Raw genomic sequence first — 25,654 nt, forward strand, 5'->3', positions numbered from 1 at the left:
CCGCGGTCGAAGCGGCACACGCTTGGATAAACTCTCGCCGTGAAAGTTTTCTCATGCCTGATTTTCCTCCCATCTTGTTCCGAAGCAGAACCCTCTTCTCTCCCTAAGACTGGTCCCACTCAGCCTGTTAAGTTTTAAATTCCGCCTCCCTTCCCTAGTTGACTAATTATTTATTTTTTTAAAAAAACCTGCCGCCCCGGCGGACAAACATCCTGAAAAGGTAACCGGGCAGCGCCGGCAGCATTTTCCGCAACAGGTCGTGCATCCATCCTTTGCCGCTCGCACCCGACCTTGCCGTCCCCCCGGCCGCGGCCGCGGTCTTGTCTACCCTCTCTGCGGGAACAGAGTCGTCCCGTGTCTCATTCCTATACGCGCTGACAGTCCTGCCGAGGGCTTTTCCAAGCTGGGGCAGCCGGCTTGGCCCCAGGAAAATCAGTATTGCTGCCAGAATAAGGATGAGTTCGGGAATGCCAAGGTGGGGCATGGATACATGCCTCCTTGTAAAGTTTAACTCATTATTGCGGAAAGCTCAAGTTCTATAGCCTTAATAACCCGGGGCACAGCCTCCTGGACCCGGGGGGTCAGGGCCAGTCCCCAATCAATACTCTCGACTTGTACCGCAAAGACGGTTGTTTCGGGCAGGCAACCCCTTAGCCTGGCCAGTTGCAAGACATTGACAAAACTGCTGTCGTGAAGCGACAGCGGGCGCTCGACGGAAGCCAGATCGAGGTCACCATCCCTGAATCTGAACAGGGTACCAGGTTCGGCGCCGGCATCGATAGCGTCAACGACGATCAAACGCTCGGCGTCCTCAATCCAGAAAACCAGGTCTTCCCCGCCGGTGCCGCCGTCCATTACGGTTACGCCGGAAGGCAGGTCGTACTTTTCGAGCTCCCTTACGACATGCACGCCGAAGCCTTCGTCACCGAGAAGGATATTGCCTATGCCGAGAATCAACAGTTCATACTTGTCAGCCATTTCTTGCTCTTGTTTCTCCATCAGTCGCCCAGGCAGATTCCCAACTGCCGGGCGGTCAGAATGAGGTCGGAATCCAGGGGAACCCTGCGCATCTCGCCGACGGCTTCCGCCAACTGGACGGAGGATATACGCATCGAGCGCAGGCAAGCCATCTCGCCGAAACGTCCTTGCACCGCCAGGTTTACCGCTGCGGCGCCAAGCCTGCTGGCCAGAAGGCGGTCAAAGGCCGTGGGCGAGCCGCCCCGCTGCAGGTGCCCGAGGACGGTTACGCGCGTCTCGATGCCGGTGATATCCTCGATCTGCACGCCTACCCGCTCGCCGATGCCGCCCAGGCGGATCTGTTCAAAGCTGTCCTCGACCCTTTTCTTCACAACCATCTCGCCGCCCACCGGTTTCGCGCCCTCGGCAACCACGATGATACTGAAGCGCTTCCCGACCCCGCGGCGGGCGCGGATCTTGGCGATCACCTTATGGATGTCGAAGGGGATTTCCGGGATCAGAATGCAGTCCGCCCCGCCGGCGAGTCCGGCGGCCAGAGCGATCCACCCGGCGTACCTCCCCATCACTTCGAGAATCATGATGCGGTGGTGCGACTCGGCGGTGGTGTGGAGCCTGTCCAGCGCTTCCATCGCCGTGTTCAAGGCGGTATCGAAACCAAAGGTCTGATCGGTGGCGGACAGGTCGTTGTCAATGGTTTTGGGCACGCCGACGACCTTGATGTTGAGCCGGTCTCCCAGTTCCTTCGCAATCGTCAGACTGCCGTCCCCGCCGATGACGATCAGGGCGTCCACGGCACGGTTGGCCAGGTTGACGGCCACGCGGTCGGAAACGTCCTTGAAGACCCTTTCTCCGTTTTCCACCACCGGGTAATGGAACGGGTTGTCACGGTTGGTCGTTCCCAAAATTGTACCCCCGCGGGGCAGGATACCCATAACGTCCCGGGGCGTCAGGGGCCGGGCCCGGTCCTCGATCAGGCCGCCGAAACCGTCTTCAAATCCGATCACTTCGAGCCCGTAATAATAAACCGCCGTCTTAACCACGCCGCGGATAACGGCGTTTAAACCGGGAGCGTCCCCGCCCCCGGTTAACACCCCTATTCTCTTAATGCCGGAATTAGACGCTTGTTCCATCTCAAATCACCTCGTACGAAACCGTTCCTCGCTTGGCGTAAATACCGGTGGCCGTTTAAAACGGCATCCTAAGCTCCGCCTTCGCGCTGAGCCAGTTCGCTTAGGACATTCTTAAGTTCCTGCATTTTGGCCCCGTATCCGGCCCAGTCGGCCGCCTTGAGCATTTCCTGGGCTTCGTCGTACAGGCGGTTGGCGTGCTCAATGAGCGCCGGGATGCTTTCATTGCCCGAAACGGCCGGTGGTTTCTGCCCGGTTGCGGGCGTCACCGTGCCGGCAGGCATGGTAACCTCGCCGAATACGGCGTTCAGCGCCTGCTTGAGCGTAGGCTCCATCACCACGCGGTTGTTGTGGGCCACGATCACCCGCTGGAGTTCGGGCATTTTGCTCTGCTGCGCCTGCAGGTAAATCGGTTGGACGTATAGGATGCCGTCCTTGATCGGAATGATCAGCAGGTTGCCGCGGATGACCTGCGAGCCTTTCTGGTCCCAAAGCGTCAACTGCTGGGAGATCAAGGTATCCTGGTTGATGCGCGCCTCAACCTGCATCGGGCCGTAAACCAGGCTCTGCTTCGGCATCTCGTAGACCAGGATCTTGCCGTAATTGTCTCCGTCGGCCCGCGCCGCCATCCAGGCGATCAGATTCTTTTTATTCTGCGGCGTAAAGGCGTTGATCATAATAAACTCGGGCTTCTTTGCACCGGGCAGGCTGATGATCGTGTAGTACGGCGCCATCCGCTGCTCTTTGCCTTCAACGAACTCGGTAGCCGGGTTCCACTTGTCTTCCTTGTTGTAAAAGACCTGCGGGTCCTGCATGTGATAGACGGCGTACATGTCCGTTTGAATCGTGAACATGTCCTCGGGATAACGGATATGGGCCTTAAGCCCGGCCGGCATTTCATCCAGGGGCTTGAAGGTACCCGGGAAAATCTTGGCCCAGGTCTTGATCACCGGGTCGTTGCCGTCGGCGATGTAGAAAGCCACGTCTCCGTTGTAAGCGTCGACCACAATCTTCACGGAGTTGCGGATGTAGTTCACCCGCCCGTTAAAAGGCTGGGAATAGGGGAACATGTCCGAGGTTGTGTAGGCATCCCACATCCAGAACAGTTTGCCCTCGTCGATAACGAGGTAGGGGTCGGAGTCATACTCCAGGAACGGGGCGATCTTGGGGACGCGCTCCTGAATAGTGCGGTAGTACATTATCCGGCTGTCTCCCGTCACGTCAGAGGCAAGCAACAGCTTGTAGTCGCCAAGAGCCAGCGCAAACAGCGCCCGCTTAAAAATGGAGCCGACTTTGACGCCGCCATCGCCCTGGTACTGGCAGTAAACATTCTCGTCACCCTTGGGGTAGTCGAACTCGTCGGTCTTCGTATTAACGATCACGTATTCTTCTGTATCCTCGCCGAAGTAAATCTCCGGTCTGGCGATCTGCAAGTCGGGGGTCGCGGTAACGGGGGGGATGTCCTTGACAAAGAAATTCGGCAGCCCATCCGCAACCACCTCGTTGACGGGACTCACAGCGACACCGTATCCGTGGGTGTACTTGAGGCGCTTGTTGATCCACGTCTGCGCCTGCCCGCTCAGTTGGTCCTGGTTCAGTTCCCGGGCCGCGAGCATGACCTGGCGGTATTGCCCATCGATAAAGTAACGGTCTACGTCAATGTCTTTGAATTCGTAATAAAGGCGGATTTCCTGGAGCTGGCTGTAGGTAGACTTCAAGGGCTCCCAGTCCCACAGGCGGACGTTGCGGATCGTATCGCCCGCTTCCTCGATGTCTTCACCCGTCAAAACCTTGCCGGCGGGAAAGTCCTTCGTCTCGATGTTGTCAAGCCCGTAAGCCTCCCTGGTCAAGGCGATGTTCCTTTCGATATAAGGCTTTTCACGATTGAACTCGTTGGGTTCGACGACAAACTTCTGCACCGCCGCCGGGTAAATCACGTTGAGCACGAAGGAAGCCCCGATCAGCCCCACGACGCTGTAGATAACCAGCGAAACACGCTGCAGCCGGATGTTCACGAGGAGCACCAGCGCCGTGAGGACTGCAAGCACGAGAAGGACCTTGTAGGCGAGCAAATGGGCGTGGATATCGGTGTACCCCGGGCCGTAAACCACCCCTGTAGGCGAGTACAGGAGCGTGTACTGCTGGAGCTTGTAGCCGAAAGCCTTCACGATGAGGATCAGGGCGAGAAGGCCCGAAATGTGTAGCCTGGCGCGGGGATGGGTCAGCACGCTTACAATACCGCGGAAGGGACTGGCAATGGCATAGACCAGGCCCGCCAACAGGGTGGTCAACACAGTTCCCCAGAAAAGGACGTTATAAAGGAAAACATAGAACGGCAGTTGGAAGAGGTAGAACCCGATGTCCTTCCCGAAAACGGGGTCGGAGGCGCCGTAAGGAGTAGCGTGGACAAACTGCTGCCAGATCACCCAGTCACCCGCTACCGCCAACCCGAAAAGATAGGCCATGGCTACAGAAACCATCAGGAAGAACCAGCCGAGCGTACGCGCGTTAATCAGGTTCCTCCACTGGTTAACATTGATGGAAATGACATTGTCCTCGACGAAAACCGGTTCGCGTTCGAGGATAACCCTCCTGGTGAACAAAAGGTTGAGAAAAAGGAAGATGAAAAAGCCGGCGCCCACGATAACCCGGATGGCGATGTCGGACGCGATAATGGTCAGGAAAACGCGCGCGTAGCCGAGGGCGTCAAACCAGAACCAATCGGTTATCAGCCTGGCTCCCCCGCTTGCGAGGGAGAATAAGAAAAAGGCCGCGAGCAAAGCGACCAGCCAGAAATGCTTTCTTAGCAAATGATACCCTCCTTAATTGTCAAGCAGCCAATCTCAAGCCCCCTGCCCGCTATATCGGCTTGGGAATCTTCTGAGCCCCCTTGGCCTCCTTCTGGAGTTTAGCCTGGCAGAGCTCGCAGACCGAAGTGGATTTCTTTTTTTCTTGAGGAAAAAGATCGTCATCCTCCCCCACATCTTCCAGACTTTCAATCACAAACGTCCTGCCGCAAAGCATGCACCTGCGTTCCACCACCTTATGATTCAATACGATGCACCTCCTAACGCTGACCGGGAAAGATACAACCCTGGTTAGTTAATTAGTATCAGTTTTTGGGGTAAAAAGCAAATCCAGCTCAAGCATTACCGCCTTAAAGTGGCGACGAGGCGTCGCGGGTCAAGCAGCAGGTCGATGCCCCGGGTGATCGTGCTTACCGCGATGTCGGCATTCAGCAGGGTCTCCGCCGCGGCTCCCTCGTCTCCGAGCACGACGACGCCGAGCCCCGCCGCCTTGAGCATCAGCGCATCGTTGGCGCCGTTGCCGAAAGCGGCCACCACGGACGCTCCCAGGCTGTGCACAAACTTTTCTTTAGCAGGACCGCCGGGCTCGACGTCCAGCACGACCACCTGCACCGGCAGGCCGGCCAGCGTCTGTCGTACGGCACCGAACGTGTCGGCCGTGATCACATAGATATCCAAGGTCCTGCTCAGCATTATGAGCCTGTCTTGGACGCCTTCGACCAGCCGACCGCCGTCGGCCAGCGTCCCGTTATAGTCGAAGACAGCGGCCTTAAGTTCGAGTTCACCCCTGTCGGGGATACTGATACGCAAGGAGTCGAACACCTCTCATTTAATACTGTTGCAGCGTCGGCCAGCGCAGAGCGGAATATATGCGCAAAAAGCCCGGGTTCGCACCCGGGCTTTTATCCCTGAATAACTACTTCTTTAAAACGGCAAGGACATCCTCGGTCACCTTGGCAATCGGCTGGTCGCCGTTGACTTCGCGGAGGAGGCCCTTCGCCTGGTAATAATCGATAAGGGGCTGGGTCTGCGCTTCGTAGACGTCCAGGCGGTTGTTCACCGTCGCCTCGGTGTCGTCGCTGCGCTGGTAGAGCTCGCCGCCGCACTTGTCACACTTGCCCTCTACCTGCGGGGGGTTGAAAAGGACGTGGTAGCTCTGACCGCAACTGCGGCAGACACGCCGGCCGGTCAGGCGCGCAACCAGCTTCTCTCTCGGAACGGCGATGTTCAACACGGCATCCAGCTTAATGCCCATGGAATCAAGGGTCTTGTCCAGCGCTTCGGCCTGCGCGACCGTCCGCGGGAAGCCGTCAAGCAGGAAACCGTTGGCGCAGTCGGGCTGGGACAGCCTGTCCTTTACCATGCCGACCACAACCTCATCCGGAACAAGCTTACCGGCATCCATATATTCCTTCGCCTTTTTACCCATCTCGGTACCGGCCTTTACCGCCTCGCGGAACATGTCGCCGGTGGAGATGTGGGTGATGTTCAGGTTCTTCACGATAAACTCGGCCTGGGTCCCCTTGCCGCCGCCGGGCGGTCCCATGATCAGCAGCTTCACTAATCTCTCCCCCTCTTGGAAATTATTTTTATTGTGAACTAAGGCACTTAAGTTCTTGAAAAAATGGTCGGGATGACAGGATTTGAACCTGCGACCTCACGGTCCCGAACCGTGCGCTCTAGCCAAGCTGAGCTACATCCCGGCGTTTCACTCTTCCTATATTAGCGAAAATATGAGCTTAAGTCAAGCACTCGAGGAGCTATACGTCGTCATCAGACACTATTTTACAACCCTCACAGACCCGATTACCTGGATACCCTCAGACATGGTAATAGAAGCGTAACAGACTCTTTTGCGGATTTGAGCCACTTCTTTAGCCATTTTAATGCCCTGGCCGAAAACATTAACCTTGGAGCCAGGCATCTCCCTCCACTCGACAGGGACGGGCTCGATGTGATAACCAAGCTTGACTGCCAGGGCAAGAACCTCGACGTCAAAGGCGTACCCCTTGCATGTCAAGCAGCCGAACAGTGCCCTGGCTGCATGGCCCGAAAAAGCTTTAAGCCCGCACTGCGTGTCTACGCAAGGCAGCTTAAGCATTGTCTTAACGTACCTTTGAAAGATAACGGCGGTTACCTTGCGTATCGGCGTTCGCCGCACGCCTTCTCGCGAACCGACAGCCACGTCGGCGCCTTTGCCTATGGCCTGGACGAGCTTGCCGAATTCGGAAACAGGAGCGGCCAAATCCACGTCGGTAAAGATAACCACGCTTCCGGTTGAAGCAAGGATCCCCGTTCGTACCGCCGCCCCTTTTCCCTGGTTGTTTTGGTGCTGCAGTACTCGATAACGCACTCCCGCTTCATGAAAGCTAAGAGACGCCGCTTGAGCGATTTGCCGCGTCCCGTCCTTCGACCCGTCATCAACGACAAGCACTTCAACGCCTGCAGGCCACGAACGAGAAAACTCCTTTAACGCATCAAGACACCCGGGCAGGCGCTTCTCTTCGTTGTAGGCCGGAACGACGATGCTCAGTTCCAAGACCCTCATCCTTTCCAATGTTAATCACCTGGCTGCAACGCCGATCCCGGTCACAATCAGTATCGCGCCCAGCAGTTTGGCCGCCGTAAACGGTTCGCCGAGGAATCGCGACGAGGCGAGAGGAACGAGAATAAAATTGAGCGCCAACAGGGGATACGCGACAGACAAAGGCATCTTCGACAACACTTTCAGCCATACCAGGGCCGACAGGCCGTACAAAACAAACCCGCCCAGCACCGCCGGCGAAAGCAGCGCGCTGAGGCCGTAAGCCTTGGAACCGACTCCCAGCTTCCACAGCACCTGACCCGACGTCCCCAGGAGAACCGCGCAAACAGCAAGGACATAGCTCATCTTCTCGCCTCTTTTCTAACGTAAATCACCGCTTTGTCGTCCCGATAAACCTCACGCCAACCGCCCCGGTCTTCCATGTACCAGTCAAGCGATGAACCGTTATGGGTCAATACGGCATCGACGGCGTACTTGTCCAGATAAAAACCGGGGTTTTGTTTCAAGCCCAGGCTGTTGCGCTTCTGAGGATTGGAAAGCGTAAAGCCGAAATACTCCTTAAAAACATCCCCGTTAAAGGCGTACATGTCGGCCCTGCCGTCGATGAACGGGGACATATTCCTCCAGATGAGGTAGCCTCCCCAGTAGTAGTCGTTGAAAAGGCGGGAATGACCGAGTCCCTTGTCTTGGAGATAGTCAACGGCGGCGATGGGAAAATCGCTCCGGCCGGACCTGTCGGCCATCCAGGTGGGCGGAAAGAACCGGTATCCTGCCGCAAGAACGAGCAACCCGCAGAGAAACGCGGCGACCCCGGTCTTCCTGTCGGGAAAAGCCTCGTCCCCCGGCCGTTCCTTGCCCCAGAGGGAGGCCAGCACCAGGGCGGCCGTGAAATAGAAATAAGGCACGTGGCGCATTTGCTGCATGCAGAGCACGAAGAACCCGCCGGTCAAAAGGGTTTCAAAAACGGGCAGCCGGCGGTCTTTCCTGCCCCTGAGCAAGAATCCAAACAGCGCAAGAACGAAGAGGATGATCGGCCAGAAGTCTATGTGGTGAAAATTCGGAGACTGCCATTCAGCGATGAACTCCTTAATCAGGGGGTGCTGCGAAGCGGCGACGACATACCACCACAGTAAAACCCCGTGAGGATTGACGAGGCTGGCCGCAAAACTTAACACGGCGGTGATACCGAGCGTCCTCCGGACTGCGTGGTCCGGCTTCAGGGACTCCAGAACGCCCCAGCGCCACTCAAAGCCCGACAGCAGCCAGGCGCCCGCCAGGATCACGGGCCCGAGCGGCGCCGATCCGTGAACATTGGCCCAGACCACCTCGATAACGGGCAAAAGGTACAAAAGCCTCGGGTGCCGCCAGGCTGCCAGGACGACGAGCATCCACAAGGCGAACAGCCCCTGGGCCATTACGTGAGGGCGGGCGTGCCAGGCCACGGAGCTCGAACACAAAACGGCCGCATACAGCAGCGCCGCCCGCGGCAGGGAGCAGCGCGAACGCAGGAGCAAAAAGACACTTAGGCCGAACAGGCCCACCCACAGCGCATTAAATAGCCAGACGCCGGTTGACCCGCCCAGCCGATACACCGACGCCGCCAGGACCTCCCACAGCCACTCGTGGGCGAACCACGGCTCCCCCCGCATCGTCCACGAAAACGGGTCGGTCTTAAGAATGCCGTGCTCCAACATGTACTCGCCGGCCTTAATGTGCCACAGCGTATCGCTTTCGACCTGCCCCTGGCCGATTGAAAGCAGTACGACCGCGGTAACTATGCAAATGATGAACCAAAACAATCTTGGCATTTCCGGCTGGTTAACCTGCCCTTTCACGGATGTTCGGCAGGTGTTATCTTCGGGGAGACGGCGTGCAATCCTGTCCCGGAGACGCCAAGATAAGACTTTATGCCTATGGAATGAGGACGCCAGTCATCCCAGAAAGGACTTTTGGTAGAGTTTCCGTGCTTTTGGTATCTACCGTCGGATGGATAAGTGAGGAAGGCGTTGCGAGAGCGACCACGGAATGCTGACAATCACCTTGACGCCTTCCTCGAGGTACTCTTTCTCTAAGACATCGCCCTTTTCGTGCAGCAGCGAGAGCGTCTGCCCGTCTTCGTACGGGACGGTATAGGTCCGCACCACCCGGCGCAAGGCCAGTCCCTTGACAATCTCTTCCTTCAAAACGTCCAGGTTTGTTCCTTCCCTGGCTGAAACCTTAACCGTGGGACGATCCGCCACTATTAACTCGGCATCGGGAATACGATCGATTTTATTCAGGACCAGGATTGTTGGTTTGTCGAGCACTCCCAGAGACGCCAGGACCTCGTCGACGGCCGCGATTTGCTTTTCAACATCGGGGTGGGATACATCGGCGACGTGCAGCAGCAGGTCGGCCTCGGTCACCTCCTCCAGGGTCGCCCGGAAGGCAGCGACCAGGTGGTGCGGGAGGCTGCTGACGAAGCCGACGGTATCGGTAAGCAGCACGACCTCGTTGTTGGAGAGCCTCAGCCGGCGGGTCGTAGGATCGAGCGTCGCGAAAAGCATATCCTGGACAAACACCTCCGACCCCGTGAGCGCGTTCATCAGCGTCGACTTTCCCGCGTTGGTGTAGCCGACGAGGGCAACCAACGGCAGCGGGACGTCTTTCCTGGCCTGGCGCAGAAGCGCGCGCTGCTTGCGTACCCTCGCCAACGCCTCCGTAAGGTCCTGGATGCGTTTGCGGATGCGGCGCCTGTCGGTTTCCAGCTTGGTTTCCCCGGGGCCTCGCGTGCCGATGCCGCCCCCCAGCCGCGACAGCTCGGTTCCCTTACCCGTCAGGCGCGGCAACAGGTAGTTCAACTGGGCCAGCTCGACCTGCAGCTTACCTTCCTTTGTTCTGGCGCGCCTGGCGAAGATATCGAGAATGACCTGGGTACGGTCGATCACGCGCACCCCGATGACGTCCTTCAGGTTTCTTCCTTGTGCCGGAGTAAGCTCGTTGTCAAAGACGACAAGGTCGCACTCTTTCTCTTCACACTCCCGGCGGATCTCTTCGGCCTTCCCCTTGCCGACGTAAAAGGCAGGGTCCGGCTTATCCCGTCTTTGCAAAATGCGATTTGCAATGCCGGCCCCTGCCGCCGACACCAGTGAGGCGAGTTCGTCCAGGCTGTCGTCGGGGTTCGCGCTCCTGCTCAAGAGGACCTTGACCAGAAGTGCCCGCTCTTCCGTATTGTTTTGTGCCAGGTGCCCTCACCACCAGAACTCAATTTAAGTAAGTCAAGCATATTATAGCACCAGTTAAAATTAGCGGTGACTCTAACAGTTATCCGCCTCAAAGAGGAAATGCTGGCAGCCTGGTCGAAACCTCATGCAGGAAAGGAGAAGCTGTCCTGTGGCGGTCAATACCATTAACGGAGCACAACTGCAAGAGGTCTTGGCGGCGGGCGCCACCAGGTTGGCGCGCTTGCGCCAGGAAATCGACGCGCTGAACGTTTTTCCCGTTCCCGACGGCGACACGGGAACCAACATGTACCTGACCTTTATCGCCGCTCTCCAGGAAATAGGCACTGTCAAAGAGCCTTCCATCGCGGCCGTTGCCGAGGCCGCCGCCAGAGGGGCCCTCTCAGGCGCAAGGGGCAACTCGGGCGTTATTTTGTCCCAGTTGCTGCACGGTTTCGCCGAGAGCCTGGCCGGAAACGCTGCGGCAACCACCGCGGATATCGCACGAGCCTTGCAGCAGGCCGCTGAAACAGCCTACCGCTCGGTGGGACAGCCCGTCGAAGGAACCATCCTGACCGTCGCCCGCCGCGCTGCTGAAGCAGCCGTTTACGCCGCCAAACGGAGTTGCGACCTTCGCCGGTTAAGCCTGTATACCTATCGGCACGCAATGCTAGCCCTCAATGAAACCCCCGACCTCCTGCCCGTTCTGAAAGAAGCGGGTGTCGTCGATGCCGGCGGGAAAGGTTTTGTCGTCATTTTTGAAGGCATTTTACAGACTTTCCGCAACCGCATGTCCAGCGGGGAACTGCTGAACGCGGCTCCCGACTTCGGCGTCGAACAGCCTAAATCAGTCCCCGCCGCGGAGTATCACGGCGATATCGAGTTCGCCTACTGTACCGAGTTCATCGTTAAGGGGTCCGACCTCGTACCCGATACGTTACGTTCGGAATTGACGGGTCTCGGTGATTGTCTGATGGTCGTCGGCACACCTGATACCTTAAAGGTCCACATCCATACCAATCATCCCGGTACCGTCCTGGAGACCGGTCTCCGCCATGGCGCGCTGATCAACATCCAGGTCCACAACATGCGCGAACAGCACGCCAGGCTCCAACAGGACAAGAAACCGATCGGCATCGTGGCCGTGGCGCTCGGCGAAGGAATCATCAGCATTATGGACAGCATGGGCACCGACGCCGTCGTCAGCGGCGGACAGACGATGAACCCGAGCACGGAAGAGATCGTCCGGGCCGCCGAAAACGTGCCTTCAGACAACGTTATCGTGCTCCCCAACAACAAGAACGTGATCCTCGCCGCCCTGCAGACCAAGCAGATCGCCAAGAAAAACATTGAGGTTATTCCGACAACCACCATCCCCCAGGGGTTGGCCGCCCTGCTGGCTTATAACCCCGAAGAATCCCTGGCGGCCAACGTCGAGCGCATGCAGGAAGCGGCGGCCGCCGTCAAGACGGGCGAGGTCACCCGCGCCGTGCGTGACGCCGCCCTCAACGGCCTGCAAATCGCCGCCGGAGAATACCTTGGCATCGCCGAGGGCAACCTCGTCAAGGGCTCCACCCTCCTGGACGCCGTACGTCAGGTAGTCAACGCCCTGGCGACCGGTGCCGACCTGGTGACCCTCTACCACGGCGCCGAGGTTACGGAGGCCGAGGCGCAGAACATCCTCCAGGCGCTGCAGGACGAAATGCCCGAAGTCGAATTCGAACTGTACTACGGTGGACAGCCCCTGTACCACTTCATCATTTCTCTGGAATAGGTGGGAAGAGCATGCCAGGAGTACGTATCGTCACCGACAGCACCGCCGACATTCCGCCGGCACTGGTTGCCAGTCACAACATCACCGTTGTCCCCTTAAAGGTCCTCTTCGGCCAGGAGGTGTTCCGCGACGGCGTTGACATCTCAATCGACGCCTTTTACGAGCGTCTGGTTAAGGAAAAGTCTACTACCTCGCAGCCCTCGCCTGGCGAATTCCTCGAGGTTTACTCCCGTCTAACGGAGAACGGGGACAGCGTGATCTCCGTGCACATCTCGGCCGCTTTGAGCGGAACGATGCAGTCGGCCCAACTGGCCCGTTCCATGCTGCCCGACCGGGAAATCGAAACGATCGACAGCCGGCTGACCAGCATCGCCCTGGGCATGATCGTCCTGGAAGCGGCGCGGGCGGTTGAAGAGGGCCTGGATCACGGCGCCGTCTCCGATCTCGTTCACCGGTTAATGGAGACCACCGAGGTGTATTTCATGGTCGACACCCTGGAGTACCTGCAGCGCGGGGGGCGCATCGGCAAAGCCCAGGCCCTGTTGGGAACGCTGTTAAACGTCAAGCCGGTGCTCCAGCTCAAAGACGGCATCGTCCAGCCTTTTGAAAAGGTCCGCGGCCGGGCCAAGGCCCTGGACACCGTCGTGCGCACCGCCGTCTCCGCTTCCAACAAGTACGGTCCTCTCAACTACACCATACTGCACGGCAACGTTCCGGAGATCGCCCGGGAACTCGAAGAGAAGCTGGTCGCCCAACTGGGGTACGAGCCTTACCTGGCCTGCCGTGTCGGTTCGGTAATCGGCACCCACACCGGCCCCGGTGTGGTCGGACTGGTCTTCCACCCCCGCAGTGCCTTAACCTGAACGAGATAGCCGCGGCGGCTAGCCGACCAGGCGTACCGTTTCGTCGCAGGGTACCGCCTCGGTATTCGTCTGTCTGCCGTTAATGGTAAAGGCGCCGTTGCAAAGGATTTCGTAACTAATAATCCGGCCGTTCACCACCGCGCTGCCGTTAAGGGTGATTGAACCATTGGGCGCGTAAATAATGCCGTCCATTCGCGACGAACCGTTTTGTCGGATATCCCCGTTGACACTGTAGATGAAGATTGAATCCGCTCCTGTTATCTCGTGGGCGCCGTTGAAGGTGATGTCTCCGGTGGCGATTATGCATCCCTTGCCCCTGAAGCTGCCGTTAATGATTAAGTCTCCATTCACAAAAATCGTTTCATCCGTCAGATAGCGCCCGTTTAAGGTTGTATTACCGTTATATATATGGCCTGGGGCGGATTGAGCCTTGGCCATTAATTCGTCCTTGTAATCAGGCATGGGGATGATATCCGATCCTTCCCGTGTCAGCACCGGATCTCCACTGCCATTCTGCCAACTGCTGCCGGTAAGCCGAATTTCATCAACAGCACTTAACAGTCCCGTTATCACTCCGCTCCCATTTCCTCTGAACCCGTCGTTGGTATGCACGCTGCCGTCAATGTACGGTGACCCGTTGACGCGCAGCAGGTCGATTTCGCTGCCCGAAAACATGGCCCAGTCAAAGACGGGATGCAGACCGCCCTTTTCCGCTATAGCGGTGGCGCTTATAACCACGTTGTTGTAGCCCAGCACGGGAGCAAACAGGAAGTCAACGTCCCTAGACGCTTTGACGATGATCCTCCGGTTGTTTTTCTCGTAGTTAATTTGCAGGTCGTTAATCCCGTTTTGTCCGGCAAAATACCGGGCGCGGGCATCGGCGGCGCTCGTCGAGGGCAGTTCCCAGGCGCCGGCGATCGCCGCGGCGTCCGCCGCCTGAGCCGCCCTGGCTTTCCACAACGCCATCTGCCCCACGTCGACGGTCAATACCACAAAACCGATTAGGGCGACCAGGGCCCCGCAGACCAGGACCAGAGCGGAGCCCTTCTTTTCCTGCAGTAAACAAGCTATCTTCTTTACCATCCTGTTTACCTCACTCAACGCGCATCGTCGCTTTAGCATTTAGCGGAAACGGGTTGGGAGCAATGCCGGACAGGACAGGCGTAACCAGCGAAACGCCGTAACCAACCGTCACGGTGACTTCCCCTCCGGGCGCTCGTACACCTTCGGCAGGCCGGACCTCGATATCAAGCGCGCCCCCATCCAGGGGAGGCGAACACATATCCTTTACACTCTGGGTTATTTGCGCATCCGTTTTTCCTACAGCTCCCAGCCTTGCCCCTTCCCTGGCGGCGTTGGTTATTACCAGCGATGCCGAGAAAACGCGCCCAAACTCAATGGTGCCAAAAAGCAGCAGCAGCAAAAGAGGCAGGATTAAGGCGAATTCCACCAGCGACTGTCCCTTCTCGCCGCGCCACAGACTCCGCATTGCAACCACCCCGTCCGAAGAGCTTGTTTGATCCCGCCACCGCGATACCGTTACGGGGAATGCTCCCCTTTCCTAGCAATCAACCCTACCCGCCGATTGAACGAGTAGGGTTGACGGTTGCATTCTTGTACAGATCTACTTTGAATGTTAGTTGTTAAGCGCGTTGTTGACTTGTTCAAATTTGTTATTAACGCTGCTTCCGATGGCTCTTAGCGCAATAATTACGACAATTGCAACCAGCGCTAAAATGAGGCCGTACTCAACCATACCCTGCCCGGAATCGTCCCGTATCAGTCTTTGAACAAGTTTATCCATTCGTGATGTCCCTCCTTAAAAGTATTTTCTTTTATCTTATAAGCTCAACGCGTGTCCGCAATCGGCCGTCAGTCTCATCCTTGCGGCGCCGCCTGTCCGGTTCTCTTAAGGACGAAAGTCCCACCTGAACAACCTAATTAAAACAACGTGAGTTTTGGCTTATATTGTAAACTCGCAACACGAAACCGATTATAAACTATTGGCAACCTTTTCGTAGAGATTATTTTTAACGGAAACGGCCATAATCTTTAAACCAGCTAAAGCTATCAGCGACATCAAAGCCAGTACTAGACCGTACTCGACCATTCCCTGCCCGCTTTCCTCTTTCCACAGGCAACCGATGGTTTTAAACAAGGCGGGTCACCCCCGTGTCTTTTTCTTTATCATCCTACGGCCGATATGCAGAAACAATCGGACCCTTGGCCCGAAAACAGTTCCAATGTGCTCAAAATTAAAAAGGACGTTGGTCCTACCAGCAACAAAAAAGGACCTACGCTGAGGTCCTTTACGCGAGCTTTAGTTAGGAATGGCGTATTGCTATACCTGGGCCAACCTGTTCTTGATGGCGTAAAGCGCGGCCTGGGTACGGTCGGTGACGCCGATTTTCTGAAAGATGTTCGTGAGGTGATTCTTGACCGTTTTTTCACTGATGTAGAGGCGGTTGGCGATGGCCCGGTTGGACTCGCCCTGGGCCACCAGTTGCAGGACTTCCACTTCTCTCTCGGTCAGGTTGTCGGGATAACCGTACCGGGGGACTGGCTGGTAGAGCCTGTTGAACTCCTGAAAGACTTTGCTGACCAACGCAGGGGGGATAAAGGACTCGCCTTCAGCGACACGGAGGATCGTCTCGATCAGGAGGTCCGGGCTGATGTCCTTGAGAACGTAACCGGAAACCCCGGCCCTGATCATTTCAAAAAGATACTCTTCCTGGTCGTGAATGGTCAGGGCGATTACTCCGACGTTGGGTTTCAGCTCCTTGATAATGCGGCACGTCTCAATGCCGTTTTTCCCAGGCATATTGACATCCAGGAGAGCGACGTCGACATCCTGGTTCCTAACAAGACTGATCGCCTGATCCCCATCGGCGGCCTCACCGACCACTCTGATCCTTGGCTCGGTCGACAGAACCTTACGCAAGCCCTCGCGGATCAGGGCATGGTCATCGGCCATTATGAGCTTGACGACCCGCGGCAATGTTTTCCCTCCCGCTCGGTTATCGGTTTTGGACGGGTACGACAACCTTGATGGTTGTCCCATGGCCCGGCTTGGAAATAACGCTGAGGTGTCCCTGAAGGATCTGTACCCTTTCGCGGATTCCCACAAGTCCGTAACCCCCCTTGTCTCCCGGCCTGATTTTGTCTACGTCGAACCCCTTGCCGTCGTCCTTCACCATAACGCTGATTTTCTCCGGCGATACCTCAACCTTGACAAAGACGTGCGCCGCTCGGGCGTGCTTGGCGACGTTGTTCAGCGCTTCCTGGATAATCCGGAAAAGCGCCACTTCCACAATCTGGCCCAGCCTCTCGTTCTTTCCATGAAAAGCCAGGTCGGTCTTCATGTCGTATTGTTTAGCGTATTGCTCAATGAAACGCTTAAGCGCCGGGGCCAGGCCTAGGTCGTCAAGAACCATCGGCCGGAGATCAAAAATAATCTTCCTAACGTCGTCCAGGCTGGCACGGACCAAATCCTGCAGGCCTTTAAGCTCGCTCTTCAACTGACTGGGATCCTTGTCGATGAGCCTGGCGCAGTAGTCGGCCCGCATCACGATATTGGCCATGGACTGTGCGGGTCCGTCGTGGATCTCCCTCGCCACCCGTTTCCGCTCTTCTTCCTGCGCCTCGATAACCTTGAGCCGCAGTTTCTGAAACTGGTTCACCTCGTCGAGCCGATCGCTCAAGTCCTGAAACTCGTTGTTCATATAGTTCAGGACCACCCCCACCTGGGACATCAAGCGCTCGGCCTTATCCTGCGATTCTTTGACCCGCTCGATGCCCTTGAGCAGCTCTTCGTAGCGGTAAGATATGACCTGGTAGTTGGCCCGGAGCTCGATCAGCTCTATTTGCAGCTTCTGGGCATGCTCATAAGCCCGTCTAATATCTTCTTCGCTATAATGTTTAAAATCTTTACTGACTTCCATCAACAGAAGGCGCGCTTCGTAGTCTTTTTCGGCCAGCTCGTCGATCTTGTGCCTCAACATGGCCTTTTCCTCGGCAATGGCGTTAAGCTTCGCCCTCAGTTCCTGGGTTTCGGCCTGCGCCCGCGCTACAATGCCGAAAATCTCTTTCTTACTGTCCTCTATGGCCTGCAGGGTCCGGCTTACAATCGAATCAAGGTTGTCCTGGACCATTCCCCGGAATTACCCTCCCCGGACCATTTTCTGCTGTATCCGACCGGTAAGAAGTTCCTGGTAGACATTGATCAGCTGCGCCGCCATCGCTCCGGACGAGATACTTTCGGCGTTCATCAGAGCCTTCCGGCTGAAACGCCCGTACAAATCTTCATTGGTAAGAAGCTGCAGGAGCCGGCTGACAAAGACGTCCTCGTCCGGGGGAGTCAAAAACCCGTCCTGGCCGTCCTCGATCATCTCGCTCACGCCAAAGGCGTCGATGGCCACCGCGGGCAGGCCGGCCGCCTTTGCTTCGCCGATCACCAGACCCTGCGTCTCGGTCATGGACGCAAAGACAAAGAGGCGGGATCCCGCATAGCAGTGGGCCACGTCATCCATCGACAGCGGCCCCGTAAAAATCACCCTGTCACTTATGCCCTTTTCGGCAGCCATTTCTTTCAACTGTTGGGTTTGCGGCCCGCCGCCTACGAGGACGAGCCGTACCGGCTGGCGGTACACCCGCAACAGCTTGTCAAAGGCCTTGAGCAGAAACTCGACGTTCTTTTCCAGGCCCAGCCGCCCGACAAAAAGGAGCACTTTCTCGTCAGCCCCGATGCCGTACCTTTCGCCCAGCCAACCGGGATCACCGTGCCTGAAGTCATCCAGCTTGATTCCCGTGGGTAATTTTCTTATCGGGACTTTGACGCCCAAATCGCGGATATAGTCGCCAATCACGTTGCTCGGGACGAGGATCAGATCGCACCGGTTGCAAAAACTGCAGGCCAGATGCCGGGTTATTTTCTTGGTCAGGTTCTGCGCCAGGGGCACGTAGTGCACGTAGTGATCATACATGGTGTGGTAGGTAAAGACGACGGGAACACCGATCTCCCGGGCGCACTTAAGCCCCAACCGCCCCAACAGGAAGGGAGAGTGCACGTGGACCAGATCGATCCTCAAGCGCCTTAGAGTCGTCTTCAGCCTGATGGAAAAAGGGATCGCGATGTTGAACCCCGGATTCGTCGACGGGAGGGAATAGAAGCGGAAAACCTTCCCGTGTTCTTCCCTCTGCGCGCTCCCGTACCGCGGCGCAAAAATATAAACGTAGTGTCCCCTGGCAGAGATTTCTTCGGCAAAGGTATCGATGGAGCGCACCACGCCGCTCGTCCAGGGGCGGTAACTGTCCGTGAAAACGGCGATGTTCACAAGGTCCACTCCTTCCATCGCCTTATGTAATCATTTCGACATTTTAACTGTTTATTCCTGTTTTTGCATTACCCGTTAACACATTCTATGCGTACAAGCCCGGTTTAAGCTTTGTGCAAAGATGCTACGCACTCGACATGCCCGGTATGGGGGAACATGTCAACGGGCTGAACGTGGGTCACCGCATACCCGGACCTGCTGAAGTCTCCCAGGTCCCTGGCCAGTGTTGCCGGATCGCACGAGACGTAGACCATCTGGCGGGGTTTAAGATCGATAAGTGCCTCTCTCACCCTCGGAGAAAGGCCGCTCCTCGGCGGGTCAACGATTACGGCTTCAACACCCGCATTCAGCGCTTCATCGCTTGTAAGATAGTCTTCGGCGGGCGCGCTGATGAACCGGGCATTAAATACGCCGTTCAAAACAGCGTTTTCCCTCGCCAGCGTGACAGCCCTTTCATCGCCTTCGACGCCGGTCACCGCGCCCGCCGTCCCGGCAACGGCAATGGAGAAAAGCCCTACGCCGCGCCATCTTACCTATTGTATCCAAAAACGAAAATTACCCTTGCAGAGCAGAACGCTGAGCCTGTTGAAAAAAATAGGGGCTGTTCAAAAACGAGCATGGCGCGAAAGGCGAAGCCGGCCAGCGCGGAGCGTACTGGGTGGTACGTGAGAGCACTGGGCGGCGAGCCTGACAAAGCCAGGCGCAGTTTTTCAACAGCCCCACGCTCAATCCATTAGGATTGAGCGTTAGGGTCGGCAAAACAGGACGGGCATACTATCTTACCCGCCTGCACCCTGGCCCGCGTTTCCATCACACCTTCGCCGCACCGGGAGCAAACCACGGTAGGCATTACTTTCGCCCTGCCCGGGACCTCGCCGGTGCCTCTACGGATAACCAAAAGCTCTTCCTCCGGTGTTTCAAGTAGGCGGTCCGCTTCCTGCTCACGAAGCCGGAGCATCCGGCGCTGTTCCTCCGTCGTCAGTACGCCGCTTTCCGCCTTCTCCCTTAAAGCGCGCAGTTCCGCCGGAGCGGACATCGCGGCCGGTTTAACGGCCACCCTGACAAATTCACCGGTGTCTCTCCGCATCAGCGTGTAGACGTGCTTACCGTAATCACGCAACAAAAGGTTACCCTTTCCCAGCGTGCATCCGGTCACCACCTGAATGGCGTCAACCCCGCAGGCATCGTTCTCGACAACGGCCACGAGGTTCTCGTCGCCAGAGGTCAGGCCGATTTCGCGCATCCCGGCCTCGGCGGCGCGGAAACCTACAACAAGACCCGGACAGACGTGGCCGTGAAAGTCGAGTGTTTTTTCCCAGGGTGTTTGCATGCACATTAAGACATCACCTTCCAAGGAAATCGTCATCGGCTCTCCCACCTACTACGGTACCATAACGGCGGAGATCAAACAACTTCTCGAAAGCAGCATCAGGTTGCACGGAAAGCTGAACGGCAAAGCAACAAGTAACTCTCCCCCCGCCTGAGATTGGAACCCCAGTGTCCCACACCCGACACCATATGCACAAGCCCCTAAGGAAAAATGGCATTCCCGTACGGGAATGCCTTCGAATCCTACTGCTTACTACTTACAGCGGGGGCCGGTTGACCGGCCCCTATACGGGTTGGTCCTCCCGGAAGTGCGTAACCTTTTTGTAGGACGGCTGCGCGTGCCGGTCGAACATCATTACCGCGCAGCAAGGGCACATTTCGACGCACTTCCCGCAGTATATGCAGGAAAACGGGTTGTAACCCAGAGTAATGTCGCCATCCTTGCGGGAACCGCGCATGGTGATCGCGTTGGCAGGGCAGCCGCGGGCACACATCCCGCAGTAGCAGCATTTGTCCTCGTAGAATACTACCTCTCCCCTGGTGCCGGGGAAATTCTTGGGCTCCGTAAAAGGATAGGGAAGGGTCGCCGGCTTGGTCAATAAGTTGCGCATAACATTTGGCACCATGATAGGCATTATCAAGGTCCCCCGTTCAAATAAAGAGGTCTGAGGCCAAATGCCTGAGGTCCGAATAAGGAAAACCGTTGTTGTTTTTCAGACCCTTTTGAAGCTGGTTTTAGCGCTCGGTGCAGGCAATACAGGGGTCGATGGACAGAACTATAACCGGGACATCCGCCACCTCGCACCCAGGTAGCATCGCCAACAGCGGAGGTATATTCGAGAAGGTAGGCGTCCTCACCTTCAATCGTTCGAGAAAGGCGCTGCCATTTCCTTTCCCGAATTCAAAGAGTTCCCCTCTCGGCTGCTCGACGCGCATGACCGCCTCGCCTTTGGGGAATCCCTTAACCTTGACCGCCAACTCGCTGTCAGGGAGGTTTTGAACGGCTTTCACGACCAGTTCTGCCGACTGGTAAACCTCGCGCGCCCGCACCAGAGCCCGGGCATAAGAATCACAGCCCTTTTCGACGATCGGTTCAAAACCCAATTCGCCGTAGGCGGCGTACCCGGTCTGGCGCACGTCCCAGGCCCATCCGCTGGCGCGGAGAGTAGGACCGACAGCACCGAGGCTCCAGGCCTGATCCTTGGGCAGCATGCCTTTTCCCACCGTACGGGCCTTGATCGTGTAATCCTTGACGAAGACCGGATAAATGGCATCGTATTGGCGCTTGAAATTGTTCATCTTGTCCAGGACCGTTTTCGCCATGTCCTCGTCGATGTTCCGCCGGACGCCGCCGATGACGCAGGAAGACTGGATAATCCTCTGCCCGGTGGTCATTTCCATAATGTCCAGGATGACCTCGCGCGCTCTCCAGCACTGCATGAAAAGACTTTCAAACCCAAACGCGTCCGCAAACAGGCCCAGCCACAACATATGGCTATGGATACGCGAAAGCTCGCTCCAGGCCGTCCGTAAGTATTTCGCCCGCGGCGGCACCTCAACGTTCATTATCTTTTCAATCAGCTGGCAATAACTCAAGGCATGGATGAAGCTGCAAATCCCGCAGATACGCTCGCACAAAAAAACATTATTGCCAAAAGGATTTTTCTCAGCGCCCTTCTCAATCCCCCGGTGCATAAAACCGATAACGGGGGCGGCCTCGACGACCCGCTCGTCCTCGCAGGTCAGTTGCAGCTGAATAGGTTCGGGCAGTACGGGATGCTGAGGACCGAAGGGAAAGGTAACTCGAGCCATACTTTCTCCCCTCCAACCGCCATCAAAAGGCGCTAAGATTTGCAAAGCGGCGTCTCGGGGCTGTCCCCGGCAAGGATCATCCGTCCCTTAAAGTCGATCACCAAGCCGGTTATCTTCAGCCCGAAAAACTCCCGCATCTCATTTTCGATCAGCGCTGCAGTCAGCGTGATTTCGGAAATGCTGGGTATCTCCTCGTCCTTGTCGACCTTAAACCTGACGTTAATGGTGTCGTGCTCTTTCTGAAAGTGATAAATCAGCTCAAACTTATCCTTTTCGTCCAGGCAGGTCGCCGTGGCCAGTCGCGCTCCCTCGTCGACAAACCTTTGCACCGTGACAAGGAGATCGTCTTTACCGATAAAGATGTCCTCCATCAACATCACCTCAAACCCCTTTACTTAGTCTTCTTCAGCTTCTCCAGGGCCAACACGACGCTGTCGATGATGGCCTCCGGCCGAGGAGGGCATCCCGGCACATAGACGTCAGCAGGAATGACTTTGTCGATGCCACCCAAGACATTGTAGCAGTTATGAAAAATGCCTCCCGTAGCCGCGCAGGAACCGATTGCCAGGACGATCTTGGGGTCCGGAATCTGGTCGTAAAGGTTGGCCAGCACACGCTGATTGCGTTTGTTGACCGGCCCTGTCACGGCCAGGATATCGGCGTGTTTAGGGTTACCGATGTTCAAGATTCCGAAACGTTCCACGTCATAGAGCGGCGTCAGGCAAGCCAGCAATTCAATGTCACAGCCGTTACAGCCGCCACAGCAAAAGTGGACGATCCAGGGCGACTTAACCCGTGATTTAGTGATGAGCCCCATACCTACACTCCTCCCCCAGGGACCGGCTCAACAATTAACAACGGTCCCTGGCTTTTGCAACCTCTCCACCGACTCAACCCTTTAACCGGAAAACTGAACAACCAGGATGTTGATGACGATAAGGCTTACGCCAACCGCCCAACTGGCTGCCACCATCCAGGACCAGCGCAGCCTGGCTGCGATGTTGTCAAGCAAAAGCTCCAGCAAAAAGCAGCCCAGGGCCAGCAAGATCCCGACCCAGAGCGGCTGAGCCCAGAACAGGGCCAGGAACCCGAGGATGAGGACCAGTTCATACCAGTGGGTAAGCTCGATAAGGGCAAGGAAGGGACCGGAATACTCGGTATAAACCCCCCTTACCAGTTCCTGGTGGGCGTGCTCCGACGCCGCGATATCGAACGGCGATTTGCGCATCTTGATGCCGAGGGCGATCAACACGGCCAGGAAGGCCAGTGGCAGGCTCGGCAGCAGCGGCTCGCCAAAGGCGAATACCCCCGAAGCTAAAAAAGTTCCCGTCTTCAAAAAGACCGCCACCGCTGCCAGCAGCAGGATCGGTTCATACGACAGCATCTGAATGATTTCCCGGGACGCTCCCAGGTGGGCGTACGGCGACTTGACGCTGAAAGCGCCGAAAGCCAGGGAGGCGCCGGCAAAAGCCAGCACGAAGAACATGACCAGCAGGTCCTGTCCCAGGAAAAGCATCAGTACGGCGGTAACGGTAAGGATCAGGTAAGCCCAGGCCCAGATCAGGGTCTCGCGCGAGGTGACTATACGCGATTTGCCCAAGAGCTTGAAAAAATCGTAAAACGGCTGAAGAATCGGCGGTCCCATCCGGCCCTGCATGCGAGCCGTGATCCTCCGGTCGACGCCTCTCAGCAAACCGCCCGCAACGGGGGCCGCAAACAGCGCCAGAGCAACGGCAATCAGGTCGTAGACCATTACATGACCACCCCCGCAAAGAGTACTGCCAGCAGGACAACCCCGGCGACGTTCATCCATGTGTTCAACGCCTTTTCGCCAAAAGCCTTTTCCCAATATAGCCCTCCCGTCGCTACGGGAACGGCGGCTTCAGCAACCGAGGAGAAAGCCGCGGCGTCGGATTCGATGTTGGCGCCGCACAGGTATACAGGGCGAAATTCCTGACGTCGGACCTTGATCAGCAGAATAGGCACGACGAGAGCCACAATGACCGAAAGGAACAGGGGCAGGGGCATAAACAATCCGAAGCCCGATTTCAGGTTACTCCCCGATGTGTCGAAGGCCTCCTTATACCCCATCCCCACCTCAGCCGGGTTAATCAACTGAGCTACCAACGGGCCGATGAATATGCTGAGGACCACGACAGCGGCGATCAACAGGGTTACCGTGCCGTACGCCAGGAAATCGCGGTGCTCTCCGGGGCTTAAAGTAACCTTCCTAAAGTCCAAGTGGCTCATCATTCGGCCTATCCACTTGGTCCAAAAAACAAGGGAAGCGGCACTGCCGATCACGAGCATCGTCACGATCAAGGAGAACCAGGCCGAACTCGGCACGGCCGCCGCCTCGATGCCGGCCCACTTGGCGACGACCACCCCGAAGGGCATGAACAACATCGAGATCATGCCGATGATCGCCGTTCCAGAAATCACCGGCAGGCGCGCCAGCAGGCCTTCCATATCTTCGATGTCGCGGCTGCCGATCTGCTGTTCAATAATCCCTACGGCCATAAAGAGCATACCTTTGGAAATGGCGTGGAAGATAATCATCAGGATCGCCGCCGCGATAGCCAAGTTCGTATTGATTCCCGCACAGCACACGATAAGTCCCAGGTTGGAAATCGTCGAGTAGGCCAGCACGCGTTTGGAGACGCGCTGGCTGATGGCAACCAAGGCTGTAACCATGAAGACAAAGGCGCCGAAAATGGCGATGGCCACGGAGAGCTGAGTGCCCTCGTATCCTGGCGCCAGGCGCAGGACGAGATACACGCCGGCTTTGACCATTGTGCTTGAATGCAGGAGAGCGGATACAGGGGTCGGAGCGACCATAGCTCCCAGGAGCCAGCCCTGCCACGGAACCTGAGCGGCTTTCGTGAAACCGGTGAAACAGAACAAGGCCAGGGGCAACAGCACAGCAGGCCCGACAACGCCGAATTTCAGGACTTCGTCGACAAGCAGGGTTCCCGTAGCCTCGAAACACAGGATCATCCCGGCCAGGAACGCTACCCCGCCCACCATATTCATCCACAAGGCGCGTTCGGCCGAGACCCTGGCTTCATCAGTCAAATCGTGTCCGATTAACTGGAAACAGCAAAGGGTGGTGATTTCCCAGAAGAAAAAGAGCAGCAGCAAATCGTTGGCGAAGACGAGCCCGTTCATTGCGCCGAGAAGACCGATCAGGAAGAGGAAGAAGACGGGTTGTCGTGTCCTGGTCAGCTTCAGGTGTTCTTCGTGATGACGCATATAGTCTATGGCGTAGATGGCAATCAAGGCGCCGACGACGGAAATGACGAGCGCCATTATCACGGCAAGGAGATCGACGTACAACGCCCTTTCTGTTGCCCATTCCAACGGCAAAACGCCAAACCGCAGGTACGCCAGTAAGATCAACTGGAGCAGGCCCAGTCCCCCGACGAGGGTATTCTTCCGCATGTACCCGACATACAAAAAGTAGGCCACCAGAGCAAAATCACCAATAAGCGCAAGCACTTCCCAGACGGAGCTGGGCGAGAAGACAATCGGGCCTTGATCGAGCACGCCGAACAATAGCATAAAGGAAGCGCCGATCAATACCAGCGACGGAACGATGATCAAAGGCCTACGCAAGCTTCCATCCCTTACAGCCAAGCCCACTAACCCCGTGGCAAATGGCAGCAGTATCAGGACAGCTATAAGGACCTCTCCAGGCATAAAACTTTACCTCCCACAAGAATCCTACGACGCCCGCAAAATAAAAAAACGAAAACCCCTTCTTTCCCCTCCTTACTATGGAAATGCAAACAACTTTCCCGGCGTGTAAAATATAGCAGCTTTCACTAAAATAAAGTACCGCTTTCTTTATCGAAAGGGGAAACGGCGAAACTCTCTGCAATCTGAT

General features: G+C 56.8%; 27 protein-coding genes, 1 tRNA gene and 1 pseudogene. 2 read left to right on the forward strand and 27 right to left on the reverse strand.

Going from position 1 to position 25,654, the window contains the following annotated elements; translation table 11 throughout:
- Window positions 1-178: 178 nt before the first annotated feature.
- From ACUM6F_RS08040 to hflX, 12 genes are all read right to left on the reverse strand, one after another.
- Window positions 179-484 carry a twin-arginine translocase TatA/TatE family subunit gene (locus ACUM6F_RS08040; RefSeq protein WP_445348927.1) on the reverse strand — a complete coding sequence of 102 codons (306 nt, stop codon included), beginning with the start codon at window positions 482-484 and terminating at the stop codon, window positions 179-181.
- A gap of 23 nt (window positions 485-507) precedes the next feature.
- Window positions 508-999: a HyaD/HybD family hydrogenase maturation endopeptidase gene (locus ACUM6F_RS08045; protein ID WP_445348928.1), complete on the reverse strand. Its 492-nt coding sequence runs from the start codon at window positions 997-999 to the stop codon at window positions 508-510.
- On the reverse strand, window positions 999-2,108 hold the full coding sequence (locus ACUM6F_RS08050; RefSeq protein ID WP_445348929.1) for a 6-phosphofructokinase: 1,110 nt from the start codon (window positions 2,106-2,108) through the stop codon (window positions 999-1,001). The genes ACUM6F_RS08045 and ACUM6F_RS08050 overlap by 1 nt, the downstream gene beginning before the upstream one ends.
- Before the next feature lie 68 nt (window positions 2,109-2,176).
- Window positions 2,177-4,915, reverse strand: a complete 2,739-nt coding sequence (locus ACUM6F_RS08055; RefSeq protein WP_445348930.1) for a UPF0182 family membrane protein — start codon at window positions 4,913-4,915, stop codon at window positions 2,177-2,179.
- 49 nt (window positions 4,916-4,964) lie between these two features.
- Window positions 4,965-5,159, reverse strand: coding sequence for a hypothetical protein (locus ACUM6F_RS08060; protein ID WP_425621814.1), 195 nt, complete (start codon window positions 5,157-5,159; stop codon window positions 4,965-4,967).
- Window positions 5,160-5,254: 95 nt separating this feature from the next.
- Window positions 5,255-5,722: an HAD family hydrolase gene (locus ACUM6F_RS08065; protein ID WP_445348931.1), complete on the reverse strand. Its 468-nt coding sequence runs from the start codon at window positions 5,720-5,722 to the stop codon at window positions 5,255-5,257.
- A gap of 106 nt (window positions 5,723-5,828) precedes the next feature.
- Window positions 5,829-6,473 carry an adenylate kinase gene (locus ACUM6F_RS08070; RefSeq protein ID WP_425621816.1) on the reverse strand — a complete coding sequence of 215 codons (645 nt, stop codon included), beginning with the start codon at window positions 6,471-6,473 and terminating at the stop codon, window positions 5,829-5,831.
- Between the two features lie 64 nt (window positions 6,474-6,537).
- A tRNA-Pro gene (locus ACUM6F_RS08075) sits at window positions 6,538-6,615 on the reverse strand.
- Window positions 6,616-6,692: 77 nt separating this feature from the next.
- Window positions 6,693-7,460: a dolichyl-phosphate beta-glucosyltransferase gene (locus tag ACUM6F_RS08080; protein WP_425622129.1), complete on the reverse strand. Its 768-nt coding sequence runs from the start codon at window positions 7,458-7,460 to the stop codon at window positions 6,693-6,695.
- Window positions 7,461-7,475: 15 nt separating this feature from the next.
- Window positions 7,476-7,802: an EamA family transporter gene (locus ACUM6F_RS08085; protein WP_425621817.1), complete on the reverse strand. Its 327-nt coding sequence runs from the start codon at window positions 7,800-7,802 to the stop codon at window positions 7,476-7,478.
- Window positions 7,799-9,265, reverse strand: a complete 1,467-nt coding sequence (locus ACUM6F_RS08090; RefSeq protein ID WP_445348932.1) for a hypothetical protein — start codon at window positions 9,263-9,265, stop codon at window positions 7,799-7,801. The genes ACUM6F_RS08085 and ACUM6F_RS08090 overlap by 4 nt, the downstream gene beginning before the upstream one ends.
- 168 nt (window positions 9,266-9,433) lie before the next feature.
- Window positions 9,434-10,681 (reverse strand): GTPase HflX, encoded by a 1,248-nt coding sequence (gene hflX / locus ACUM6F_RS08095; RefSeq protein WP_445348950.1) that lies wholly within the window; start codon window positions 10,679-10,681, stop codon window positions 9,434-9,436.
- 148 nt (window positions 10,682-10,829) lie between these two features.
- Between hflX and ACUM6F_RS08100 the strand changes: the two genes are divergently transcribed.
- Both ACUM6F_RS08100 and ACUM6F_RS08105 read left to right on the forward strand, forming a co-directional pair.
- Window positions 10,830-12,431, forward strand: a complete 1,602-nt coding sequence (locus ACUM6F_RS08100) for a DAK2 domain-containing protein (protein WP_425621820.1) — start codon at window positions 10,830-10,832, stop codon at window positions 12,429-12,431.
- Between the two features lie 11 nt (window positions 12,432-12,442).
- A complete protein-coding gene (locus ACUM6F_RS08105; RefSeq protein ID WP_425621821.1) occupies window positions 12,443-13,294 on the forward strand; it encodes a DegV family protein in 852 nt (283 codons plus the stop codon).
- Between the two features lie 18 nt (window positions 13,295-13,312).
- Here the strand turns inward: ACUM6F_RS08105 and ACUM6F_RS08110 are convergent, their stop codons facing one another.
- The 15 genes and pseudogenes from ACUM6F_RS08110 to ACUM6F_RS08180 all read right to left on the reverse strand — a co-directional run bounded on the left by ACUM6F_RS08110 (window position 13,313) and on the right by ACUM6F_RS08180 (window position 25,383).
- A complete protein-coding gene (locus tag ACUM6F_RS08110; RefSeq protein ID WP_425621822.1) occupies window positions 13,313-14,377 on the reverse strand; it encodes a pilus assembly protein TadG-related protein in 1,065 nt (354 codons plus the stop codon).
- A 10-nt stretch (window positions 14,378-14,387) separates the two neighbouring features.
- Window positions 14,388-14,783 (reverse strand): TadE/TadG family type IV pilus assembly protein, encoded by a 396-nt coding sequence (locus ACUM6F_RS08115; RefSeq protein ID WP_425621823.1) that lies wholly within the window; start codon window positions 14,781-14,783, stop codon window positions 14,388-14,390.
- A 147-nt stretch (window positions 14,784-14,930) separates the two neighbouring features.
- Window positions 14,931-15,098: a Flp family type IVb pilin gene (locus ACUM6F_RS08120; RefSeq protein ID WP_425621824.1), complete on the reverse strand. Its 168-nt coding sequence runs from the start codon at window positions 15,096-15,098 to the stop codon at window positions 14,931-14,933.
- A gap of 189 nt (window positions 15,099-15,287) precedes the next feature.
- The gene (locus ACUM6F_RS08125) at window positions 15,288-15,452 is read right to left on the reverse strand and encodes a Flp family type IVb pilin (protein WP_425621825.1); all 165 of its coding nucleotides are present in this window, start codon (window positions 15,450-15,452) and stop codon (window positions 15,288-15,290) included.
- 183 nt (window positions 15,453-15,635) lie between these two features.
- Window positions 15,636-16,292: a response regulator gene (locus tag ACUM6F_RS08130; protein WP_425621826.1), complete on the reverse strand. Its 657-nt coding sequence runs from the start codon at window positions 16,290-16,292 to the stop codon at window positions 15,636-15,638.
- 19 nt (window positions 16,293-16,311) lie between these two features.
- The gene (locus ACUM6F_RS08135) at window positions 16,312-17,445 is read right to left on the reverse strand and encodes a sensor histidine kinase (protein WP_445348933.1); all 1,134 of its coding nucleotides are present in this window, start codon (window positions 17,443-17,445) and stop codon (window positions 16,312-16,314) included.
- Window positions 17,446-17,454: 9 nt separating this feature from the next.
- Window positions 17,455-18,627, reverse strand: a complete 1,173-nt coding sequence (locus tag ACUM6F_RS08140; protein WP_445348934.1) for a glycosyltransferase family 4 protein — start codon at window positions 18,625-18,627, stop codon at window positions 17,455-17,457.
- A gap of 104 nt (window positions 18,628-18,731) precedes the next feature.
- Window positions 18,732-19,136 (reverse strand): annotated as a pseudogene (locus tag ACUM6F_RS08145) (class I SAM-dependent RNA methyltransferase); the annotation flags it as partial.
- Between the two features lie 224 nt (window positions 19,137-19,360).
- The gene (locus tag ACUM6F_RS08150) at window positions 19,361-19,993 is read right to left on the reverse strand and encodes an FmdE family protein (protein WP_425621830.1); all 633 of its coding nucleotides are present in this window, start codon (window positions 19,991-19,993) and stop codon (window positions 19,361-19,363) included.
- 247 nt (window positions 19,994-20,240) lie between these two features.
- Window positions 20,241-20,591, reverse strand: a complete 351-nt coding sequence (locus ACUM6F_RS08155) for a 4Fe-4S binding protein (RefSeq protein ID WP_425621831.1) — start codon at window positions 20,589-20,591, stop codon at window positions 20,241-20,243.
- Window positions 20,592-20,691: 100 nt separating this feature from the next.
- On the reverse strand, window positions 20,692-21,768 hold the full coding sequence (locus ACUM6F_RS08160) for a hydrogenase large subunit (RefSeq protein ID WP_425621832.1): 1,077 nt from the start codon (window positions 21,766-21,768) through the stop codon (window positions 20,692-20,694).
- Window positions 21,769-21,800: 32 nt separating this feature from the next.
- Window positions 21,801-22,145, reverse strand: a complete 345-nt coding sequence (locus tag ACUM6F_RS08165) for an NADH-quinone oxidoreductase subunit C (RefSeq protein ID WP_425621833.1) — start codon at window positions 22,143-22,145, stop codon at window positions 21,801-21,803.
- Between the two features lie 14 nt (window positions 22,146-22,159).
- Window positions 22,160-22,585 carry an NADH-quinone oxidoreductase subunit B family protein gene (locus ACUM6F_RS08170; protein WP_425621834.1) on the reverse strand — a complete coding sequence of 142 codons (426 nt, stop codon included), beginning with the start codon at window positions 22,583-22,585 and terminating at the stop codon, window positions 22,160-22,162.
- Between the two features lie 81 nt (window positions 22,586-22,666).
- A complete protein-coding gene (locus ACUM6F_RS08175) occupies window positions 22,667-23,521 on the reverse strand; it encodes a respiratory chain complex I subunit 1 family protein (RefSeq protein ID WP_425621835.1) in 855 nt (284 codons plus the stop codon).
- Window positions 23,521-25,383 carry an NADH-quinone oxidoreductase subunit 5 family protein gene (locus ACUM6F_RS08180; protein WP_425621836.1) on the reverse strand — a complete coding sequence of 621 codons (1,863 nt, stop codon included), beginning with the start codon at window positions 25,381-25,383 and terminating at the stop codon, window positions 23,521-23,523. The genes ACUM6F_RS08175 and ACUM6F_RS08180 overlap by 1 nt, the downstream gene beginning before the upstream one ends.
- Window positions 25,384-25,654: the final 271 nt, after the last annotated feature.

The sequence above is a fragment of the Desulforudis sp. DRI-14 genome, assembly GCF_052618305.1.

Coding starts and splice junctions, on each gene's coding strand:
- ACUM6F_RS08155 (WP_425621831.1), bottom strand. CDS start 20,591: ATGCCTATCATGGTGCCAAATGTTATGCGCAACTTATTGACCAAGCCG.
- ACUM6F_RS08175 (WP_425621835.1), bottom strand. CDS start 23,521: ATGGTCTACGACCTGATTGCCGTTGCTCTGGCGCTGTTTGCGGCCCCC.
- ACUM6F_RS08160 (WP_425621832.1), bottom strand. CDS start 21,768: ATGGCTCGAGTTACCTTTCCCTTCGGTCCTCAGCATCCCGTACTGCCC.
- ACUM6F_RS08150 (WP_425621830.1), bottom strand. CDS start 19,993: ATGACGATTTCCTTGGAAGGTGATGTCTTAATGTGCATGCAAACACCC.
- ACUM6F_RS08170 (WP_425621834.1), bottom strand. CDS start 22,585: ATGGGGCTCATCACTAAATCACGGGTTAAGTCGCCCTGGATCGTCCAC.
- ACUM6F_RS08135 (WP_445348933.1), bottom strand. CDS start 17,445: ATGGTCCAGGACAACCTTGATTCGATTGTAAGCCGGACCCTGCAGGCC.
- ACUM6F_RS08120 (WP_425621824.1), bottom strand. CDS start 15,098: ATGGATAAACTTGTTCAAAGACTGATACGGGACGATTCCGGGCAGGGT.
- ACUM6F_RS08080 (WP_425622129.1), bottom strand. CDS start 7,460: ATGAGGGTCTTGGAACTGAGCATCGTCGTTCCGGCCTACAACGAAGAG.
- ACUM6F_RS08105 (WP_425621821.1), top strand. CDS start 12,443: ATGCCAGGAGTACGTATCGTCACCGACAGCACCGCCGACATTCCGCCG.
- ACUM6F_RS08115 (WP_425621823.1), bottom strand. CDS start 14,783: ATGCGGAGTCTGTGGCGCGGCGAGAAGGGACAGTCGCTGGTGGAATTC.
- ACUM6F_RS08165 (WP_425621833.1), bottom strand. CDS start 22,145: ATGTTGATGGAGGACATCTTTATCGGTAAAGACGATCTCCTTGTCACG.
- ACUM6F_RS08050 (WP_445348929.1), bottom strand. CDS start 2,108: ATGGAACAAGCGTCTAATTCCGGCATTAAGAGAATAGGGGTGTTAACC.
- ACUM6F_RS08040 (WP_445348927.1), bottom strand. CDS start 484: ATGCCCCACCTTGGCATTCCCGAACTCATCCTTATTCTGGCAGCAATA.
- ACUM6F_RS08110 (WP_425621822.1), bottom strand. CDS start 14,377: ATGGTAAAGAAGATAGCTTGTTTACTGCAGGAAAAGAAGGGCTCCGCT.
- ACUM6F_RS08045 (WP_445348928.1), bottom strand. CDS start 999: ATGGAGAAACAAGAGCAAGAAATGGCTGACAAGTATGAACTGTTGATT.
- ACUM6F_RS08090 (WP_445348932.1), bottom strand. CDS start 9,265: ATGCCAAGATTGTTTTGGTTCATCATTTGCATAGTTACCGCGGTCGTA.
- ACUM6F_RS08085 (WP_425621817.1), bottom strand. CDS start 7,802: ATGAGCTATGTCCTTGCTGTTTGCGCGGTTCTCCTGGGGACGTCGGGT.